This window comes from Spirosoma fluviale, assembly GCF_900230225.1.
In the GTDB taxonomy this organism is placed as follows: Bacteria; Bacteroidota; Bacteroidia; order Cytophagales; family Spirosomataceae; genus Spirosoma; species Spirosoma fluviale.
Genome location: NZ_OCNH01000010.1, coordinates 74,414 through 93,189, shown reverse-complemented (window position 1 = coordinate 93,189; position 18,776 = coordinate 74,414). Strand labels below are relative to the sequence as shown.

16 protein-coding genes are annotated in these 18,776 nt (G+C 52.2%); 11 read left to right on the top strand and 5 right to left on the bottom strand.

Annotated features, from left to right (window positions below):
* The first annotated feature begins 32 nt into the window (after positions 1-32).
* A complete protein-coding gene (locus tag CRO74_RS30535; RefSeq protein ID WP_097132011.1) occupies positions 33-1,214 on the top strand; it encodes a cystathionine gamma-synthase family protein in 1,182 nt (393 codons plus the stop codon).
* A 19-nt stretch (positions 1,215-1,233) separates the two neighbouring features.
* Here CRO74_RS30535 and CRO74_RS30530 read toward each other — a convergent pair whose 3' ends face one another.
* Positions 1,234-2,193 carry a gliding motility protein GldB-related protein gene (locus CRO74_RS30530; RefSeq protein ID WP_097132009.1) on the bottom strand — a complete coding sequence of 320 codons (960 nt, stop codon included), beginning with the start codon at positions 2,191-2,193 and terminating at the stop codon, positions 1,234-1,236.
* A gap of 106 nt (positions 2,194-2,299) precedes the next feature.
* Here CRO74_RS30530 and bla point away from each other — a divergent pair, with 106 nt between their 5' ends.
* A complete protein-coding gene (gene bla, locus CRO74_RS30525) occupies positions 2,300-3,382 on the top strand; it encodes a class A beta-lactamase (protein WP_245878034.1) in 1,083 nt (360 codons plus the stop codon).
* A 238-nt stretch (positions 3,383-3,620) separates the two neighbouring features.
* Here bla and CRO74_RS30520 read toward each other — a convergent pair whose 3' ends face one another.
* Together CRO74_RS30520 and CRO74_RS30515 are read right to left on the bottom strand one after the other, a co-directional pair.
* Entirely contained in the window at positions 3,621-3,899 is a 279-nt protein-coding gene (locus CRO74_RS30520) for a hypothetical protein (protein ID WP_144036011.1), read from the bottom strand.
* Positions 3,900-3,925: 26 nt separating this feature from the next.
* Positions 3,926-5,374, bottom strand: coding sequence for an NADP-dependent isocitrate dehydrogenase (locus tag CRO74_RS30515; protein WP_097132005.1), 1,449 nt, complete (start codon positions 5,372-5,374; stop codon positions 3,926-3,928).
* 164 nt (positions 5,375-5,538) lie between these two features.
* Between CRO74_RS30515 and CRO74_RS30510 the strand changes: the two genes are divergently transcribed.
* Entirely contained in the window at positions 5,539-6,621 is a 1,083-nt protein-coding gene (locus tag CRO74_RS30510; protein ID WP_097132003.1) for an acyloxyacyl hydrolase, read from the top strand.
* A gap of 59 nt (positions 6,622-6,680) precedes the next feature.
* On the opposite strand, the gene CRO74_RS30505 is transcribed toward CRO74_RS30510, so the two are convergent.
* The gene (locus CRO74_RS30505; protein ID WP_097132001.1) at positions 6,681-7,544 is read right to left on the bottom strand and encodes a sugar phosphate isomerase/epimerase family protein; all 864 of its coding nucleotides are present in this window, start codon (positions 7,542-7,544) and stop codon (positions 6,681-6,683) included.
* A 134-nt stretch (positions 7,545-7,678) separates the two neighbouring features.
* On the opposite strand from CRO74_RS30505, the gene CRO74_RS30500 reads away from it, so the two are divergent.
* From CRO74_RS30500 to CRO74_RS30490, 3 genes are all read left to right on the top strand, one after another.
* On the top strand, positions 7,679-8,827 hold the full coding sequence (locus CRO74_RS30500; RefSeq protein WP_097131999.1) for a glycoside hydrolase family 5 protein: 1,149 nt from the start codon (positions 7,679-7,681) through the stop codon (positions 8,825-8,827).
* A gap of 51 nt (positions 8,828-8,878) precedes the next feature.
* On the top strand, positions 8,879-10,621 hold the full coding sequence (ggt, locus tag CRO74_RS30495) for a gamma-glutamyltransferase (RefSeq protein WP_097131998.1): 1,743 nt from the start codon (positions 8,879-8,881) through the stop codon (positions 10,619-10,621).
* 222 nt (positions 10,622-10,843) lie between these two features.
* A complete protein-coding gene (locus CRO74_RS30490) occupies positions 10,844-11,482 on the top strand; it encodes a YciE/YciF ferroxidase family protein (protein WP_097131996.1) in 639 nt (212 codons plus the stop codon).
* Positions 11,483-11,567: 85 nt separating this feature from the next.
* Here the strand turns inward: CRO74_RS30490 and CRO74_RS30485 are convergent, their stop codons facing one another.
* On the bottom strand, positions 11,568-13,148 hold the full coding sequence (locus tag CRO74_RS30485; protein ID WP_097131994.1) for an amidase family protein: 1,581 nt from the start codon (positions 13,146-13,148) through the stop codon (positions 11,568-11,570).
* A gap of 143 nt (positions 13,149-13,291) precedes the next feature.
* On the opposite strand from CRO74_RS30485, the gene CRO74_RS30480 reads away from it, so the two are divergent.
* From CRO74_RS30480 to CRO74_RS32165, 5 genes are all read left to right on the top strand, one after another.
* The gene (locus CRO74_RS30480; RefSeq protein WP_097131992.1) at positions 13,292-14,653 is read left to right on the top strand and encodes a M20/M25/M40 family metallo-hydrolase; all 1,362 of its coding nucleotides are present in this window, start codon (positions 13,292-13,294) and stop codon (positions 14,651-14,653) included.
* A gap of 143 nt (positions 14,654-14,796) precedes the next feature.
* Entirely contained in the window at positions 14,797-16,692 is a 1,896-nt protein-coding gene (locus CRO74_RS30475) for a M1 family metallopeptidase (protein ID WP_097131991.1), read from the top strand.
* A gap of 131 nt (positions 16,693-16,823) precedes the next feature.
* Entirely contained in the window at positions 16,824-18,059 is a 1,236-nt protein-coding gene (locus tag CRO74_RS30470) for a Bcr/CflA family multidrug efflux MFS transporter (RefSeq protein WP_097131989.1), read from the top strand.
* Positions 18,060-18,184: 125 nt separating this feature from the next.
* The gene (locus CRO74_RS31785; RefSeq protein WP_179830350.1) at positions 18,185-18,340 is read left to right on the top strand and encodes a hypothetical protein; all 156 of its coding nucleotides are present in this window, start codon (positions 18,185-18,187) and stop codon (positions 18,338-18,340) included.
* Positions 18,273-18,770, top strand: a complete 498-nt coding sequence (locus CRO74_RS32165; RefSeq protein WP_097131987.1) for a DUF6169 family protein — start codon at positions 18,273-18,275, stop codon at positions 18,768-18,770. The genes CRO74_RS31785 and CRO74_RS32165 overlap by 68 nt, the downstream gene beginning before the upstream one ends.
* Positions 18,771-18,776: the final 6 nt, after the last annotated feature.

Here is an 18,776-nt window from a genome sequence, read left to right as displayed (position 1 = left end):
TCTGCGAATCTCTGTGACATAACCTTACACTAATGGATTTTTCGAAATACGAGAAAAGTACAGCCTCCGTCTGGGCGGGCGAAACCGACCCCTTACCCAACGGGGCCGTTACCACACCCATCGTCAAAAGCGTTGCCTTCGCCTACCATGATCTGGATGAATGGCATGAAGTAGCCCTGGGCAAAGCCGATGGCTTCATCTACAGCCGCAACACCAACCCGACCGTTCACGTACTCGAAGAAAAAATCCGGATTCTGGAAGGGGCCGAAGCCGCCACGGCCTTTGCCACCGGTATGGGGGCCATCAGCAACACCCTGTTTGCGCTGCTGGGTCCGGGGAAACGGGTGGTATCCCTCAACGATACCTACGGCGGTACCAGCCGACTTTTCCTTGACTTTCTTCCTCGCTATGGGGTCAACGTTACCCTGTGCGATACCACGAATTTCGACCAGATCGAAGCCGAAGTTGCCAAAGGATGCGATGTGCTCTACCTCGAAACGCCCACTAACCCCACCCTGAAAGTTGTCGATATAGCGCGACTGGCCGCTGCCGCTAAAAAAGTGGGGGCCGTAACGGTTGTCGATAACACCTTCGCCACGCCCATCAACCAAAACCCGCTAGCCCTGGGTGCCGACCTGGTATTACATAGCGCGACCAAGTTCCTCGGCGGCCACTCCGATGCCATGGGCGGGGTCCTGTGCGGCAGTAAAGAGCTGGTGAGTAAAGTATTCCAGTTTCGCGAAATCAACGGAGCCAGCATTCAGGCCGATGCCGCGTACATGATCGCGCGGGGCATGAAAACGCTGGAACTGCGCATTGAGCGGCAGAACGCGTCAGCCCTGACCATCGCACGGTATCTGAAGGCGCACCCAAAGGTCAGGGATGTTTTTTATCCGGGACTGGAAACGCACCCCGGTCATGATATTGCCAAAGCACAGATGTCCGGTTTTGGGGGAATCATGAGTTTCTCGCTGGATGGCGACTACGATCAGGTCAAAAAGTTTTTGCCGAAACTCCAGTTTGTGCATCTAGCCGCCAGCCTCGGCTCGGTGAGCACATTGGCCGGGCCACCCCGAACTACCAGCCATGTAGAGTTGACCGAAGAACAGCGTCGACAGTTAGGCATTCCCGAAAGCCTGATTCGTTATTCCGTTGGCATTGAGAACGTAAACGATCTGCTAACGGATTTAGAGCAGGCGCTGGCAATTTTATAAGCATTTACTCTGGTTTTGGTCAACCGTTGAAACCGGATTTAGCCAGAAACTTCTTTACTTTTTTTGGGCTGTTACAATCAATCGAGAGAATGTCTTTGATCGCTTTTTTTTTGTCTCTTGCATTCAGGTAATAGCGTTTAGCTATTTCGTACCCGATGAAGTAGCCCAGGTCGCCTTGGCCAACCGGGTAATCCAGGGAATTGTAAAACCACTGGTCGCGGGTATCCGATGACGTCGAATAAAGGTCTTTGCTAAACTGCTGCCACAGCGCCTGTCGTTTCGTTTTGCCGTAGTTTATATAAGGCAGAAAATCGACTGGACGCTCCAGCAACAGTTCCGCCATAAAATCGCATGATCCCTCCAGAAGCGCATGACCCAGCAAAGGGGTTTTCATGCCGTAGCCATGAGTTTTTTGCTGCGTATGTACGGCTTCATGAGCGACCAGATAAAGCATTTTGGTGGGCGAGCTATACAAAAGACTTTTAAAGAAAGCGGGTAACTCCGAAGCATTGGAGGTGCTGTCGCCAATTAAGATTTCTGTTCCAATAAGAATTTGTCCATTTTTGGTTGTCCCACCCGTCGACAAGGTGCCTATGCAAAAGTAAATGGATGGTTGTTTGAAGGCTGGATAAAGTTGGGCAAAGTGATTCAGCACTTCGTTGAACTGTACCTCCTGCGTTGCTAACCGCAATGTATTTGGTCGAATAGAGGTCAGATACTTGGGATAAGACTTAATCATTTGATACCATTCGACAGGCTTAAAATGCCTGCTTTGGATAAAGTAGTGTAAACCTTTCGTTGCCTGGTCAACATAGCTCGACTTGATAATCGCTACGGCTTTAGCCGAATCGGATTCGTTTTGAACCTGATCAAACGCAAGCCAGAAATTGGTGATATCGATTGTTGAGATGACAGGTTTCGTTTGGGCAAAAGCCAGAGAAGTATAACAAACAAGAACAATGAGTACTATACGAGACATGGACAGATTCTGTTTAGTAGTTCGACAAGGGGCAACACCCCCAATTGATGAAATGACCCCCAACCCGTAGCATCCGGCCTACAATGTGTTTTTAACAAAAATGTATATGAAGCAATATAAACACGACAAGTCATATCGCCCACTCTTCATAAATCTATTGTTTCTAAAATCTGCTTTCTGGCTCGCTAGTTTACTGCTGTTAGTCAATCTGTCGGGCATGGCACAGCCCGGCAAAAAAGATGTAGCCGCGCAACGGCTGGAGCAGGAACTGAATCGTATTGCAGCAATTGCCAAAGCCAAAGTGGGCATTTGCGCGTTGCACCTCGAATCAGGAAAGCAAGTAAGTTTGAATCTACAGGAGCGGTTCCCGATGGCGAGTACCGTGAAGATTGCCATTGCGGTGCAGTTGTTCACGCTGATCGAGCAGGGTAAGTTGTCGCTGATGACGATGGTGGACCTGCAACCGTCCGACCTGCATCCGGGCAGTGGTACGCTTGACGTTCTGTTTGCCAAACCCGGCGTTCAGTTGTCCGTTCAAAATCTGCTGGAATTGATGATGGTGATCAGTGACAACTCGGCCACCGATATTCTCCTTCGGCTGGTGGGCGGCACCGAAGCCGTTCAGAATCGGGTCAGGACACTGGGTATTCAGGGCATGTCCGTCGACCGGACGATTATCCAGCTGATCGCTGATCTGGAAGGCATTACGTTGCCCCCTTCCGATAAATGGACGGTCGGATTTTACGCAAAACTGGACAGCACCACGACGCCGGAAACAAGACGAGCCGCAGCAGCCCGACTCAAAACGGACCCACGCGATACCTCAACGCCCGATGCGATGGTCAACTTGCTGACACAGATTTACCGCGGAACGGCTCTCAAACCCGAAAGCCGGGCGTTGTTGCTGGGCGTGATGGAACGCTGCCGGGGTGGTGCCGCCCGACTCAAAGGGTACCTGCCACCCAACACCATCATCGCCCATAAAACGGGCTCGCTGGATGGCAGCGCAACCGACGACGTGGGCATCATCACCCTGCCGGGCGATGCGGGTCATATTGCCATTGCCGTTTTCGTCGGCGATTCGCCCATGCCCCTCGCCGAGCGGGAACAGACCATTGCCCATGCTGCCCGCTCTATTTATGACTATTTTTTATACCAGCCAGCCATTATGTCGAACACGGGCCGGTAATGTTTTCGGTCATACAAAATTACAGCACGGTACGGCATCGTCATACAACGCTACCAACCGTGCTGTTAACTCAATGTTAAAATAGCTACAGGCCCGACTAACGTGCAAACAGTCAGTATGGTACTTATCCGAAAGGCAGTCATTACGTCATTCGGACCTATAGCAGGCGATCATATAAAATATAGGTATAGTGATCCGTTGGTAAAGCAGGTCGCCTGACCCCCATAACAGGGTTTTCCTATTGTGGAACTTCCCTGATGGTCAGGACGCCATCAATATCCACCCGGCTGCCTCGCTGTGCCGCTTCCCGCAGGAAACGAAGAGACTGCCGCAAGTCCTCTTCAAGCTGCTTAATTCGGTTTTCCGACGCTTTTATGCCCTCTTCCGTCTGGTCGTGCAGGGAAATTTTACGGGCATGATGCTGTAACTTAGCATTGATGATTCCCGTAAGGATAGGCGTGGCCTCCTCGGGGTTAAAGCGGCCGTTCATGACCTTCAATTGTATTGACTCAGACATATTTTTCTGCTAAAAAGAGTGATTACTTAAGCGCCCTGACCCGCCGAGAAGGCTGGTTGCCCATCGAACGTGCACAGATTCTCCGTCTTGATGATGCGGTAACCGGCTTCGGTGAGCTTGCTCTGCAACGCAAGAATTTCTTCGTACCGAACGTTTTTCACATCCCCGGCCTTGAATCGGCAACGCCAGTGATCGGTACAGAACGTTTCGGAGAAACCGTCCGGCCACACTTTTACCCCCCGGTTGGTAATCATGGATAAACTCAGTGGCCCGGCGATGTACTGTTTCAAATCTTCTCCCAGCAGAGCCGCATTGCGGTTTTCGTGGTAGAGAAAAATATCGACGCCAACGGTTTCCGTCGTCACGGGTTTCCGGACGCTCAACTTGTCTTTTATTGGCTCAGCTTTCACGCTGGCATAATGAACGGGTTTGAGTTGGGTGGGTAACTGCCCCATGCGGGCAATGACCGCGTCGGCAAATTCTTTTGTCCCAACGCGCTCCGTACTGACCGACTCTTTATAAATGTCATACGTATGGATACCGTCTTCCAGCGTTTTGAGCCAGGCGTTGTGTACTTTAGAAGCCACCTCGCCCTCGCCCAGATGAACCAGCATCATGATTGCCCCCAGCAATAAGCCCGATGGATTGGCCAGATTCTGACCCGCCCGCCGGGGAGCCGATCCGTGAATGGCTTCAAACATGGCTACTTCTTCGCCGATGTTGCTGCTACCGGCCAGCCCAACCGACCCGGCAATCTGAGCCGCCACGTCGGAAAGAATATCTCCGTAAAGGTTCGGCATCACAATAACATCGAACGCTTCGGGTGTGTCGGCCAGTTTAGCGGCTCCAATGTCGACAATCCAGTGTTCCGCTTCAATTTCCGGATACTCCTTGGCTATTTCATCGAACACCTGGTGAAACAAGCCATCCGTTTGCTTCATGATGTTGTCTTTGGTGAAGCATGTCACTTTTGAGCGACCGTATTGGCGGGCGTAATTGAACGCGTACCGCACAATCTTTTCGCAGCCGGGCCGCGAGATGAGTTTGAGGCACTGGACAACTTCCGGTGTTTGCTGGTGTTCAATACCGGCATACAGGTCTTCTTCATTTTCCCGGATAATCACCACATCCATAGTTGGGTGTTTGGTCGCTACGAAAGGCGCGTAGGAAATACACGGACGAACATTGGCGTACAGACCCAGCATTTTTCGGGTTGTCACGTTCAGGCTTTTGAAGCCACCGCCCTGTGGGGTTGTGATGGGTGCTTTCAGGAAAACCTTTGTCCGACGCAGCGACTCCCAGGCTTCGGGCCGTATACCCGCCGAGTGGCCACTTTGATAGACCTTTTCGCCAATTTGTATCGTTTCATACGCCAGAGGGGCCTGCGCAGCTTCGAGAATGCGAAGGGTTGCCTCCATAATTTCAGGACCAATACCATCGCCGTAGGCTACGGTTACGGGAATCGAATAAGACATAGTGAATGCGGTGTTTTTTTGGCAAATGTAAGACTAATCTTCACAAATGATAGTATTACTATCAAAAATAAATGTTTTACTAATAAATTTACTAGCATAGCTAATAATTGATCATTCATTCGTCCGGTTTGACGTGTTAGATAACAGACTAAACAGGTGTTGGTATGAATCTATTGATACTACTAAGTGGGCTTTGGCCGGTAATACAGCCACCGATAGGTGATTCGGTACGACAGCAAATCGGTGTACAGGCGTATACCGGCTTTATCATTCCGCATGCTCCCGATTTGAAAGCCATTTCGCAAACCCGACCCGTTGGAGCAGAATTAACCTATAGCCGAACAACCTTCAACCGGGCGGCTTATGAGCGCTGTAACTGCTTTGCCCGTACAGGTGCTTACGTTAATTATGTGGCATTTAATAATCCTGCCGAATTGGGCCGGACAGTGGGGCTGGGCGGGTATTTCGAGCCGCTGATCCGGCACCGGAAACCACTCTATTTTTCACTGAGGGCAACGGCGGGTCTGGCCTACATCACGCGGGTATATGATGCCGAATCGAACCCCGGGAATACATTTTTTGGCTCACCACTGAGTGGCATGCTGGCCCTCTCTGTCAACGCCCATCACCGACTGACGCAGCATATACACGCATCGCTAACGGCCAGTTATAACCATATTTCCAATGGCGGTATCCGGCAGCCCAACCGGGGTATGAATTTTCCTACGCTGGGGCTGGGACTAGTGTATATAACCAATCCAGCGCCTTTACCCAATCCGGCTTACTGGCCAAAACCAACGGTTAACAACCGATTTACGAAGCGGGTGATGGCGTTTGGCTCGGTACGAACGCTACCCCAAACGGATATTCTGCCGGAAACGGTCGGGTGGCTATGGGGCTTTTCGGCTACGGCCGGGTACCGCATCAGCCGGTTTCATGCCTTCACGGGTGGACTGGAGTTTGTGGACGATGGCTATATTCGGGAACAGCTCCGCCGGGAGAACAAGCTGACCAATCATCGTCAACTGGGTTTGCTGGGTGGCTACGAGTTGTGGCTTGGCCGGTACACGTTCACAACGCATCTGGGCTGGAACCTCGTACAACCAGCGGCCCTGCCCGACGGCCGTCTTTTTCAACGATACCAGCTATTGTATACGGTGCGGAATCACTATCTGGTAGGTGTTGGCCTCCGGGCCAGACTCAACGTAGCCGAGGGATTCGATTTGCGGATGGGGGTACGATTCTAACAAAAAGGGCAGCTGACCATCCTGATCAACTGCCCTTTTAACCTTGATAGATTATTGACTTACTGCTTCAAGCTTTTCAGATACGCAATGCTTTTGGGCATTTGTTCGTACTCCTTGTTGCTTTCGTCTTCGATGAAATAATGCTTAACACCCGCCTTTTTGGCCAGACGTAAGATTTCGGGAATGTTCACCTGTCCATCGCCGAGGGTCACGTCATTTTCGGGCGGAGTACCACCCGTCAGATCACCTTTGATACCTTTTTTGAGGTCTTTCAGGTGCATTAGCTTATATCGGCTACCGTATTTTTTCAGTAAGGCAACCGGATCACCGCCCCCGTGCTGGGTCCACAAAATATCCATTTCGAACGAAACGTACTCCGGATTCGTATTTTTTACGATGTAGTCGTACAGGGTTCCATCCTGATACGGCTGAAATTCGTAGCCGTGATTGTGGTAGCAGAACGTGATGCCGTTTTCTTTCAGCGTCTTGCCCACCCGGTTAAAATCCTCGACGGCTTTCTTCGCGTTTTCGAGCGAGAAATTACCCTTCTGATGCGGAATCCAGGCGACCATCACAAAGGAGGCTCCCAGGGCTTTGGCTTTCTGCACCGCTTCCATAGGCTCTTTTACGATCTGCTCATAGCCCATGCCCGTTGCCGGAATTTTGATCCCCCGTTCGTCGCACAGCTTCTTGAACTCTGCTTCGGTAAACCCTTTGGGTGCCCCGCCTTCCATTTCGGTGATACCCAGCGCCTTGATCGTATCCAACGTAGCGATAACATCTTTAGGGAAACTGGCGCGGTAGGTATAAGCCTGAACACCCACCGGAAAAGTATACAGCGGTTTGCCTTTCTGGGCAACGCTATCGGTTATACCCAGGGCAATTGTCGTTGCCAGATACAACGAGAAAACGAGTTTTTTCATGGTTAACGGTTTTTCTTTTCATGCCTGTCATTCAATAGCAAGGCTTCGCTCAATAAGGCGCTATACGCACTATTTTTACTGTATGTGCCAGACTATCGACAAGTAGATTACCGGGTTTACAGCCTCTTTTTCCCATGCAACGAAGGACGTTTATTCAGAACACGGGTTTGCTTACGGCAGCCCTCAGCACCACCGGAACCGAACTTTTAGCCCGTTCGGCCCCGGTCACCGCAGCCAGAAACAAACTGCCCAAGTGGAAGGGGTTTAACCTGCTGGACTTCTTTTCGCCCGACCCCGCCAAAAGCCGGAAAGGCACGACCGAGGACCACCTCAAATGGATGCAGGATTGGGGTTTCGATTTCGTCCGGTTGCCAATGGCGTACCCGTATTATCTGAAGTTCGACCGGAGCCGCAACATCACCCCCGACGAAGTTTACCAGATCGACCCACGGGCCGTCGACCGGATTGACGAGCTGGTCACTATGGCGCACAAGCATAATCTGCACGTGAGCCTTAACCTGCACCGCGCACCCGGCTATTGCGTCAATGCGGGCTTCCACGAACCGTATAACCTCTGGACCGATCAGGCGGCACTGGATGCCTTCTGCTTCCACTGGAATATGTGGGCGAAACGGTACAAAAATGTATCCGCCAAAAAAATCAGCTTCGATTTGCTGAACGAACCCGGTATGCGGGCCGACATGAACGACCAGCATTCCAAACGGGGTTCGGTTCCGGGCGAGGTGTATCGAAAAGTGGCGCTGGCCGCTTCTGAAGCCATCTGGAAAGAAAATAAGAACCACCTTATAATTGCCGATGGCAACGATACGGGCTCGTCGGTGATTCCATCCATCGCCGATCTCAACATCGCCCAAAGCTGCCGGGGGTATAATCCGGGCACTATTTCACATTACAAAGCGCCCTGGGCCAACAAAGACCCGGAACATCTGCCCGAACCCAAGTGGCCGGGGCAGGTGGGCGACAAATACCTGAGCCGGGCCATGCTGGAGACCTTCTACCAGCCCTGGATCGAGTTGGTCAATAAAGGCGTTGGTGTGCATTGTGGCGAGTGCGGTTGCTGGAATAAAACGCCACACGATGTGTTCCTGGCCTGGTTTGGGGATGTACTCGACATCCTGTCAAAAAACGGCATTGGCTTTGCGCTTTGGGAGTTCATCGGCGATTTCGGCATCCTGAATTCGGGTCGGGCCGATGTGGCTTATGAAGACTGGCACGGCTATAAGCTCGACCGAAAACTACTGGAGTTGATCAGAAAGGTATAAATTCAGCGAGTGCCCGTTGAACATCTCTTTTTTTAACCAATCTGTTCCGGTATGAATACCCTGATCATTGCCCGTTTTATGAGTTTGCTACTGTTCGTCACATTCCCTTTGTGCGGCCAGCCAACCGGTAAAGGCGACCGGATTACAGGTCCTAACTTTGCGACGCGAAGTCCAGTTCTGGGGCGGCACGGGATGGTAGCTACCAGTCACCCACTGGCCACACAAATTGCGCTGGACATTCTCAGACAGGGTGGTACGGCAGTCGATGCTGCCATTGCGGCCAATGCTGCCCTCGGCGTGGTTGAGCCGAATAACGGTGGTATCGGGGGCGACCTCTTTGCACTTGTCTGGTCGGCGAAGGATCATAAATTATATGGGTTGAACGCAAGCGGCAGATCACCCGGAAGTCTGACATACAGCGCGTTACGTACTGCATTAGGAAACCGAACGCAAATCCCCTTATATGGCCCGTTGTCCGTATCGGTTCCGGGCGCGGTAGATGGCTGGTTTACGTTGCACCAGCGGTTTGGTAAGTTGCCCGTTCGTACGCTGCTGGCACCCAGTATTCGCTACGCACGCGAAGGCGTTCCGGTACCGCAGGTAATTGCCTATTCCTGGCAGGTGGCCGCAGCCCGGTTGGCCGCCAGCGAGGACATTGTTCAAGAGTTCGACAACTTCCGCCGTACGTTTCTGATCAACGGCAAAGCACCCGTTGAAGGACAAGTATTTAGTAACCCGGACCTGGCAGTTACGTACGAAAAAATAGCTGCCGGTGGTCGGGATGCGTTCTACAAAGGCAATCTGGCCGAGGCTATGGACCGGTACGCCCGTCGGGCAGGCTTGTATCTCCGCAAAGCCGATCTGGCCGCTTGTAAAAGCACCTGGGTCGAGCCGGTTTCGGTAAACTACCGAGGCTATGACGTCTTTGAACTACCGCCCAATGGACAAGGAATAGCCGTTTTGCAGATGCTCAACCTACTGGAAGGTTATGATCTCAAAAGCTTAGGACATAACAGCGCCGACTATCTGCATCTATTGGTCGAAGCCAAAAAACTAGCCTTTGAAGACCGGGCCAGGTACTACGCCGATCCCGAGTTTTCCAACCTACCCGTTAGCGGGTTGCTTTCCAGGGACTACGCGGCCAACCGGCGCAAACTCATCGACCCCAAGAAAGCGGCCGAGCGACTGGATGCGGGTGACCCGGCCCTCCGCACGGGCGACACCGTTTACCTGACTGTAGCCGATGAGCAGGGCAATATGGTATCGCTCATCCAGAGCAATATGCTGGAATTTGGCAGCGGCATGGTGCCGGATGGCCTCGGTTTTGTTCTTCATAACCGGGGCACGAGCTTTAATCTGGAAGCCGGTCATGCTAACGTTTATGCCCCGGCCAAACGGCCATTCAATACGATCATTCCGGGTTTCGTTACCAAAAATGGTGAACCGTTTCTAAGCTTTGGGGTCATGGGGGGCGCTATGCAACCGCAGGGTCACGTTCAGGTATTGTGCAACATCATCGACTTTGGCATGAATGTACAGGAAGCTGGTGATGCCGCCCGGTTCAGCCACTCGGGCAGTAGTGAACCCATCGGCACCGTCATGACCGATGGTGGGAAACTGGCCCTGGAAAGCGGCATCTCCGCCGACGTCAGAACTGAACTGGAAAAGCGCGGACACCACCTCGCAACAACCGATTTTTTCGGGGGCTATCAGGCTATTCAATGGGACCCTGTCAATCGAATTTACCGGGGAGCAACGGAGATGCGTAAAGATGGGCAGGCTGCCGGTTATTGACCTAAATAATTTAGCCTTACTGTATAGCGATTGATAGTGGGCCAGCCGTTAATGCAATAATACATCCGGTAAAGACGGGGTTAAAAATCTACGGTAAACGCTGTGGAAAAACAGAATCAAAATACACTACATCGCCAAGCAACTAACTGATAATCATCAGTTGGCACAAATTTGGATAATACACCTTAAAATAAGTAGCTTACATTTAATTAGTTAATCAGCATGGCAAACCTGGCAGACCGGATAGCAAGTTTTTTTAGTGGTAACGATTCCAACACCGACGAAGGATTACGCGACCTCTTTATTAGTGAGCTAAAAAGCGTTTACTATGCAGAGAAGCGAGCCGTCGATGCCCTGGGCGACCAGGCCGAAGCAAGCACAACGAATGAAGTCCGCAGTGCTTTTCTGGCGCATCAGGAGCAGAGCCATATTCAGGTTGAGCGACTGGAAGAAATATTCAGGATTATCGGTATAAAAATCGATATACACCTGTCAGATGGCATCGACGGACTGATCAGCGATTCAAAACGAGTTGTTTCGGAAACAGAATCGGGTTCGCTGACACGCGACGCCGGACTCATTATTGCAGCCCAAAAGATTGAGCACTATGAAATTGCAGCCTATGGTTCACTCCTTACATTAGCCCGCACGCTTGATTTCAGCCAGTCGGCCGAATTAATTGAAAAGACGCTGGAAGAGGAAAAGGAAGAAGATCGAAAACTGACTATCCTGGCTCAAACCTTCGTCAACAAGCGCTCCAAAGAGGAAGAGGAAAAACATCCCGGCAGCCACCACGCCAGCCGTCCTGTCCCGCACGGTTCCGACTCAGACATTACGCTGGGCGGTCCGTTAGGGATTTAGTGTTGTAGTGCCGACCGTCCCGGTCGGGTGTGAAGAAGACAAAATATTAGATTCACACCCGACCGGGACGGTCGGCATTACGTTACTACTGCACCACTGCTTTGTGCTTTTTCTTCGACAGCGGGGGTGTACTTTCCGGCGGTCGGCGGTGGTGGGTGGCCTGTTCGTAGGCATACGCCAGTTTTATCAGTGTTGGTTCACTGAACGGCCTGCCGAAAAACTGCAATCCGGCGGGCAACACGCCGTAGGTAAAGCCCATCGGCACCGAGAAGGCCGGGAATCCCGTTGGGGGCGACAAGGCATTATTATTCGTTCCGGAAGGCGTATTCAGATCGCCGATGAGCCGGGGCGGGTAACTGAACGACGGATATACGAGCGCATCGACCTGCGTGGAATCCATCGCCCGCAGCAACAATTGCCGAAGCCGCTCCCGCAGTGCCAGGTTCTTACCCCAGCCTTTGTGCGCTTCCGGTGCCAGCGTGTCCGCTATGGCATCCAGCAACCCTTTTTCCAGATAAGGATGAAACTGGCGTGATTTAACAATGGATTCCAGCGTTTTATGCGGTGCATTGGGTCCCAGACTGGCCAGGTACAAATTGAAATCGCGCCGAAGCTGCGGAATGGTGTCGAAGGACTTATTGATCGTGTCGAGTTGGGGCACCCGAACGGAGTCGATCACAATGGCTCCTGCAGCCCGAAGTTCATCGAGAGCTTTGTTGAAGAGCGCGTACACCTGCGGGTCTGAATTCTTCGGCATGACCATCTGGCGAAAAACACCGATCCTCGCTCCCTTGAGCCCGTCTTTGTCCAGAAACTGCCGATACGTTTGTGGAATTTTCCCCTCGCTGCGTTTCGTTACCGTATCGGCTTTGTCGTAGCCAGCAATCACATCGAGTACCCGAACGGCATCTTCCACCGTCCGGCAGATGGGTCCGCCGGTATCGTTGGTCATCGCCAGGGGTGCAATGCCATCGCGGCTAACGAGACCCAGCGTTGGCCGAAAACCCACCAGACTCTGGTGCGACGCCGGGCCGCGAATGGAGCTTCCGGTATCCGTTCCGAGGCCAATAACCCCGAAATTAGCGGTAACAGCAGCCGCCGTCCCCCCACTTGACCCCGCCGTTGTTCGCTTGGTGTCATAGGGATTTCGGGAGTAGCCCGGCAAAATAGAGCTTACCGAAAACTGCCCCGAATAGGCAAACTCCGCCAGATTTGACTTGGCAATGATAATGGCCCCGGCCTCCCGGATTTTTCGCACAACAAAGGCATCGTCAGGTGGGATCGACTTCTTCATGGCCAATGTGCCGTTGGTGGTGGGCATGTCGTAGGTATCGTAATTATCTTTCACGATTACCGGAATGCCATGCAGCGGCCCAACCAGTTTGCCGGTTACCTTGTAGAGTGAATCGAGCCTCCGGGCTTCGGACAGGGCTTTGGGATTGACCATAATGATGGCGTTCAGGTAAGGCCCCTGTTTATCGTAGGCCTCGATCCGGTCCAGATACAGTTGTACCAGTTGAACGGCGGTTAGTTTACCCGCCTGCATAGCAGTGTGCAAACTGGTGACGGTGGCTTCGGGAATGGTTTTAGCATTGAAAGACTGGCCGCAAACGGACGCAATCATAACAATATAAAGAAGAGAAAGAGAAATTATGTATTTCTTCATTTAGCAGAATAAACAATAACTTTGGCGCTAGTACAGTGAGTTTTCAGCATAATGATACGCTTTTAAGCCGAATAAAAACTCAGAACCTCAAATAGTTTAATTTCATATTTCTTTCAGCACGTTTTGGTGCTTTTACACTTCCTATGAATCGAGTACTTGCTCTCCCTTCTCTGGCATTCATTTCTCTTTTTTCAATTTCGCAACCGCTCCAGGCGCAACAGACCCCCTCAAAAACACAAGCTCCTTCGGGCGTTGAGAAGCGTTACGTTGATGAAGTGAATGCCCTGGCCGCTCAGCCTTCAGTAAAAAAAGCCTTTCAGTTTTTCGTTGATCTGGAACCTCAGACGATGAAAGATCTGATCAACCTGACCGAGACACCTTCTCCGCCCTTCAAGGAAACGGTGCGGGCTAAAAAATACGCGGCCATGCTCAAAGAAGCCGGGGCCGATTCGGTCTGGATCGACGAGGTGAGCAACGTAATCGCCAAACGAAAAGGCCGTACGGGTACCAAGACGGTGGTTGTCGAATCGCACCTGGACACCGTCTTCCCCGAAGGCACCGACGTGAACGTAAAACATAAAGGCGACACTCTTTACGCACCCGGCGTGGGGGATGACACACGTGGATTAACCGCCATTCTGGCCGTTCTAAAGGGCATGGAAGCTGCCTCGATCGAGACCGATGCCGACGTACTGTTTGTTGGCGCGGTGGGTGAAGAAGGCCTGGGCGACCTCCGTGGGGTGAAGCACCTCCTCCGGAAAGGCGGTCCTAAAGTCGATTCTTACATTGCCGTGGATGGCGACGGCATCAGCAGCATCGTTCACCGGGGGCTGGGTTCGCACCGGTACCGGATTACGTTCAAAGGACCGGGTGGGCACTCGTATGGCTCCTTCGGCATTGTCAACCCGCACAGTGCCCTTGGGAAAGCGATTTATTACTTTACGGCCGAAGCCGATAAGGTGACGCGGCAGGGCGTTAAAACAACCTACAGCGTCAGCGTAATTAACGGCGGCACCTCCGTCAATGCCATTCCGTACGAGTCGTGGATGGAGATCGACATGCGTTCTGAAAGTCCGGAGAAACTCAACGAAGTCGACCAGTTGTTGCAGGCGGCTGTTCAGCGGGCCTTGAAAGAAGAGAACGGAATCAAACGGCAAGGCCCGGACCTGACCGTAGAAGTGAAAAAAATCGGCGATCGGCCATCGGGCAAAACCGATGCATCGGCGGCTATCGTTCAGCGGGCTATGGCCGCTACCAGTTACATGAACGTAGCTCCTCAACTGGATGTGGCCTCAACAAACGCCAATACGCCCATTGCGCTGGGGATTCCGGCGGTCACCATCGGAAGTGGCGGGATCGGCGGGGGCGAACACTCCCTGAACGAGTGGTGGCTGAACGACAAAGGTTACCTCGGCATGCAACGCATTCTGCTGGTCCTGCTGGCCGAAGCCGGGCTGGATAAGGGAACGACAGCCCCGAAAGCGAAAGCGGGGAAACGGCGGTAAACGGCTTAGCCGTTCCTACCAATAACATCTTTTTAGTAGCTTGCAGGGCTGTAGTGCCGACCGTCCCGGTCGGGCGAGTAGTTGCTAAAGGCCAGCCGCCCGACCGGGACGGTCGGCACTACACTAACTACCAACCTATTTCCATGAAACCACTCATTCTCGCTTTTTGCCTTGCCATTCTTGGCGGAACCGTAACGGCTCAGGGTTTATACATGCCGCGCAACGTGAAGCAGGCGTACCAGAAAGGAACCCGCTCACTGGATGGCCGACCCGGCAAAAACTACTGGCAGAATTTCGCCCGGTACAACATCACCATTACGGCCACGCCCCCCAACCGAACCATTCGCGGGACAGAAGAGATTACGTACATCAACAACAGTCCAGATACGCTGAGATCGCTCGTCTTCAAGTTGATCCTGAATAGCCACAAACCCGGTGCGGTACGTCAGTCGCCCGCTTCGGCCGAGTATATGACCTCCGGGATTCACATTGACAAGTATACCGAAGGCAAAAACGATAAAATCTGGCGCGATGCCGGTAACGCCACCCAACGGCAGGTGGCGCTGACGCAGCCCCTCATGCCCCATGACTCGATAAAGCTGGCCTTCGAATGGCATTACGATGTTTCTAAGGAAAGCGGGCGCGAAGGTGTACTGGATTCAACGACGTTTTTCCTGGCTTACTTCTACCCACGAGTGGCCGTCATGGACGATTACTACGGCTGGGACCGTACCACGTTTACTGAAGCACAGGAGTTTTACAACGACTTCAATGACTATACCCTCACGGTCAATGTACCGAAAGATTACCTCGTCTGGGCTACCGGCGATTTGCAGAATGCTGCCGAAGTACTGCAACCCACCTACGCCAAACGCCTGAGCGAATCCCTGCAAACGGACTCCATCATCCACGTAGCCACCCTCGCCGATCTGGCCACCAAAAATGTAACGACCCAGCAACCGGTCAATTCATGGAAATGGAAAGCCAGCTATGTACCCGATATGGCACTGTGCATCAGCAACCAGTATGTCTGGGATGCATCGAGCGTGGTGGTCGATAAAAAAACAAACCGCCGATCCAGTGTGCAGGCGGCTTTTCTGGACAATGCAACCGATTTTCACGAGATGGTAGGTTTTGGTCGGCACGCGCTCGACTGGTTTTCCAACAACACGCCGGGCGTGCCTTACCCCTACTCCAAAACGACCATCGTTCAAGGGTTTGCGGACATGGAATACCCTATGATGGTGAATGACGGAAGTACGAACGACCTGAACTTCTCGCGGTTCGTGGCCGAGCACGAGATTGCCCACACCTGGTTCCCGTTCTACATGGGCATCAACGAAACGCGCTACGGATTTATGGACGAAGGCTGGGTGACGGCTTTCGAATACCTGATCAGCCAGGCTGATTTGGGCAACGATCAGGCCCGACAAAACTTCCAGCTATTCCGGGTAAAAGGCTGGATAAAAGACCCGTCGGCGGAGCAGGATTTGCCGATCATTACCCCTGCCAACGTGCTGAGCGGGGCAGCCATGGGCAACAACGAGTACGGGAAAGCCGCGCTGGGCTATCTGGCGCTGAAAGAGCTGCTGGGCGATGCCGATTTTAAAAAGAGCCTGCTCGAATTCATGGCTCGCTGGCACGGCAAACACCCCACGCCCTGGGATATGTTCTACAGTTTTAACAACGCATCGGGCAAAGACCTGAACTGGTTCTGGAGCAACTGGTTTTTCAGCAACAACTACATTGACCTCGCCATTCAGAACGTTGCCATGACGCCCACACTTTGTAGCGTCACGATTCAGAACATTGGCGGCTACGTGGCCCCAACGGATGTTATTGTGACCTTTACCGATGGCACGTCACAGACAGTTCACCAAACACCGGCTATCTGGCAGGCGAACCAGCGCCTTGCCATCGTAAAGATTCCGGTCAAAAAGAAGGTTGCGTCGGTTCGTCTGGAAGGCGGCATCTTCATGGACGCCGACGAGCAGAACAACGTCTGGAAAGGTAACACCGGGCGTCCCGCCCGGCCGTGACAAAGCAAACCCTCTTACAGTAGTTAGTACCGAACACCAAAGCCAAAGCCAAACCCCTAACAACCGGCCGCCCGACGGGAACAATCGTTTACTGGAACGCGTATCTACATAAGTACCTCCCAGTTGAGTTTATGACTCGCCGACAGCATTTTGTTATTATCCTGATTTTAGGGGCACTCTCAACGATCAGTCCGTTTTCCATCGACATGTATTTGCCGGGCTTTCCGGCTATTGCCAGAGACCTTCGTACGTCCATTTCGCAGGTTCAGCTTTCCCTCACGGCTTATCTGGTCGGTATTTCGGTAGGGCAGCTTTTGTATGGCCCCCTGCTCGACCGCTTTGGCAGGAAGCGGCCCCTGTTTGCGGGCTTGATCGTGTACGGCATTGCCTCGATTGGCTGTGCGTTCAGTTCGTCGATCGAGATGCTGATCGCCATGCGTCTGCTGCAGGCACTTGGCGGTTGTGTGGGTCTGGTAGCCGCGCAGGCGCTGGTGCGCGATCTATTTCCGGTGGGCGAGATTGCGCAGGTCTTTTCGCTGCTTACCCTGGTGGTAGCCGTTTCGCCCATGATTGCGCCAACCGTTGGCGGGTACGCCACTGTTGCCTTTGGCTGGCACTCCATCTTTGTTATCCTGGCTATCATCACGGTCTTGATGTTAGCTGGGGTCTATTTCGTTTTACCCAACGGTAAAGCGCCCGATGCGTCGTTGTCCCTCCGCCCGAAGGCCGTTATGGGCAGTTTTTTCACCGTGCTGAAACAGCCCCAGTTCCTGACCTATACGCTGGTTGGCGGTATTGCCACCTCAGCCCCGTTCGCGTATCTGGCGGGTTCTTCCGATGTGTTCATGAATATCTACCACGTCAGCGCTCAGGAATACGGCTGGATTTTCGCCTTCCTGGCCATCGCCATGATCGGACCAACGCAGTTGAATCGCTTCCTGCTTCGGCGGTTCAGTAACGAACAGATCATTTTCGTCACGCTGATTTACCAAACCGTAGTTGGGGTGCTGTTGGTGCTGGGTACCTGGGCGGGCTGGTATGGGCAATATGGCCTGATTGGCATGTTATTCCTGTTTCTGGGCGGTCAGGGAATCACCAACCCCAATGCGTCGGCACTGTCGCTGGCACCGTTTTCCCGGCACGCGGGCAGTGCAGCTGCCCTCATGGGAAGTTTCCGAATGGGCTTTGGTTCGCTGGTATCGGCCTCTGTCAGCCTGTTGCACAACAACACGGCCATCCCAATGGTGGGCGTCATGACGGGCTGCATCACCCTAGGAGTGGTCATTCTGCTGATCGGCGAGCGGGTCATTCGCCAACAGGCCAAAGCCAATGATCTGGACGAGCCCATGTCCGAAGTTTTGTTATGATTGGCCAATGCTTAACACAAGCGTTTTGGCTAAAACGCAACAACAACGAGTAGTTGGTACTGACAGCTATTCGTTCTATATTGCATAGGATACAACGATTTTGTTCACGTAAACATCTACCGCTTATGGCAACAACAGTAGAGCGTCCGAAAGAGATCGCCCAGCAGATGTTAGACAAAAAACGACGCATTCAAGAGTACTTAAAGAGCGGTGATGAAACAAAAAAACCGGCCGGAGTTAAATTTGTCAAGCCCTTTACCGTACCTGCTGAAGGACAGTGATACCGGTTTCATCTTTGAGACAGACCTTGGTCTACTCTATGAAATAAGCTTTACAGACGACTCAGGCTATTTAACTGAGTCGTCTTTTTCGTCTATAAACCCAGTTTTTTCATTTACCATAACTCACCTGTCCGGACAAATTCAACCTAAAGATCCGCGTATCGAGCAAACGATAATAAGCGCCCTTTATCAAACGTTTGAATCCCTACCAACGGCGGTCGTTAGCTATGTGTGTAGCCTGGATAATAATCAGGAAATAGCCAGAAACAGACTATTTCACAGTTGGTACTTAAAGACCGGCAAAGACTATTTTGTAAAGCTTGACCACACAATTATTGATGATCGAATTTATTCGTCCGTTATTTTCCGCAGTGATCATCCGGCAAGAGATGAAATAAAAAACCTGTTTTTTACGCTTTTTCATAAGTAGGGATAG

Bases quoted from the DNA above. Each gene is read 5' to 3' on its own strand.
- CRO74_RS30480 (WP_097131992.1), top strand. From the start codon at position 13,292: ATGAATCGAGTACTTGCTCTCCCTTCTCTGGCATTCATTTCTCTTTTT.
- CRO74_RS30490 (WP_097131996.1), top strand. From the start codon at position 10,844: ATGGCAAACCTGGCAGACCGGATAGCAAGTTTTTTTAGTGGTAACGAT.
- CRO74_RS32165 (WP_097131987.1), top strand. From the start codon at position 18,273: ATGAAACAAAAAAACCGGCCGGAGTTAAATTTGTCAAGCCCTTTACCG.
- CRO74_RS30535 (WP_097132011.1), top strand. From the start codon at position 33: ATGGATTTTTCGAAATACGAGAAAAGTACAGCCTCCGTCTGGGCGGGC.
- CRO74_RS30530 (WP_097132009.1), bottom strand. From the start codon at position 2,193: ATGTCTCGTATAGTACTCATTGTTCTTGTTTGTTATACTTCTCTGGCT.
- CRO74_RS30475 (WP_097131991.1), top strand. From the start codon at position 14,797: ATGAAACCACTCATTCTCGCTTTTTGCCTTGCCATTCTTGGCGGAACC.
- CRO74_RS30515 (WP_097132005.1), bottom strand. From the start codon at position 5,374: ATGTCTTATTCGATTCCCGTAACCGTAGCCTACGGCGATGGTATTGGT.
- CRO74_RS30470 (WP_097131989.1), top strand. From the start codon at position 16,824: ATGACTCGCCGACAGCATTTTGTTATTATCCTGATTTTAGGGGCACTC.
- bla (WP_245878034.1), top strand. From the start codon at position 2,300: ATGAAGCAATATAAACACGACAAGTCATATCGCCCACTCTTCATAAAT.
- CRO74_RS30510 (WP_097132003.1), top strand. From the start codon at position 5,539: ATGAATCTATTGATACTACTAAGTGGGCTTTGGCCGGTAATACAGCCA.
- CRO74_RS30505 (WP_097132001.1), bottom strand. From the start codon at position 7,544: ATGAAAAAACTCGTTTTCTCGTTGTATCTGGCAACGACAATTGCCCTG.
- CRO74_RS30500 (WP_097131999.1), top strand. From the start codon at position 7,679: ATGCAACGAAGGACGTTTATTCAGAACACGGGTTTGCTTACGGCAGCC.
- CRO74_RS30485 (WP_097131994.1), bottom strand. From the start codon at position 13,148: ATGAAGAAATACATAATTTCTCTTTCTCTTCTTTATATTGTTATGATT.
- CRO74_RS31785 (WP_179830350.1), top strand. From the start codon at position 18,185: ATGGCAACAACAGTAGAGCGTCCGAAAGAGATCGCCCAGCAGATGTTA.
- ggt (WP_097131998.1), top strand. From the start codon at position 8,879: ATGAATACCCTGATCATTGCCCGTTTTATGAGTTTGCTACTGTTCGTC.
- CRO74_RS30520 (WP_144036011.1), bottom strand. From the start codon at position 3,899: ATGTCTGAGTCAATACAATTGAAGGTCATGAACGGCCGCTTTAACCCC.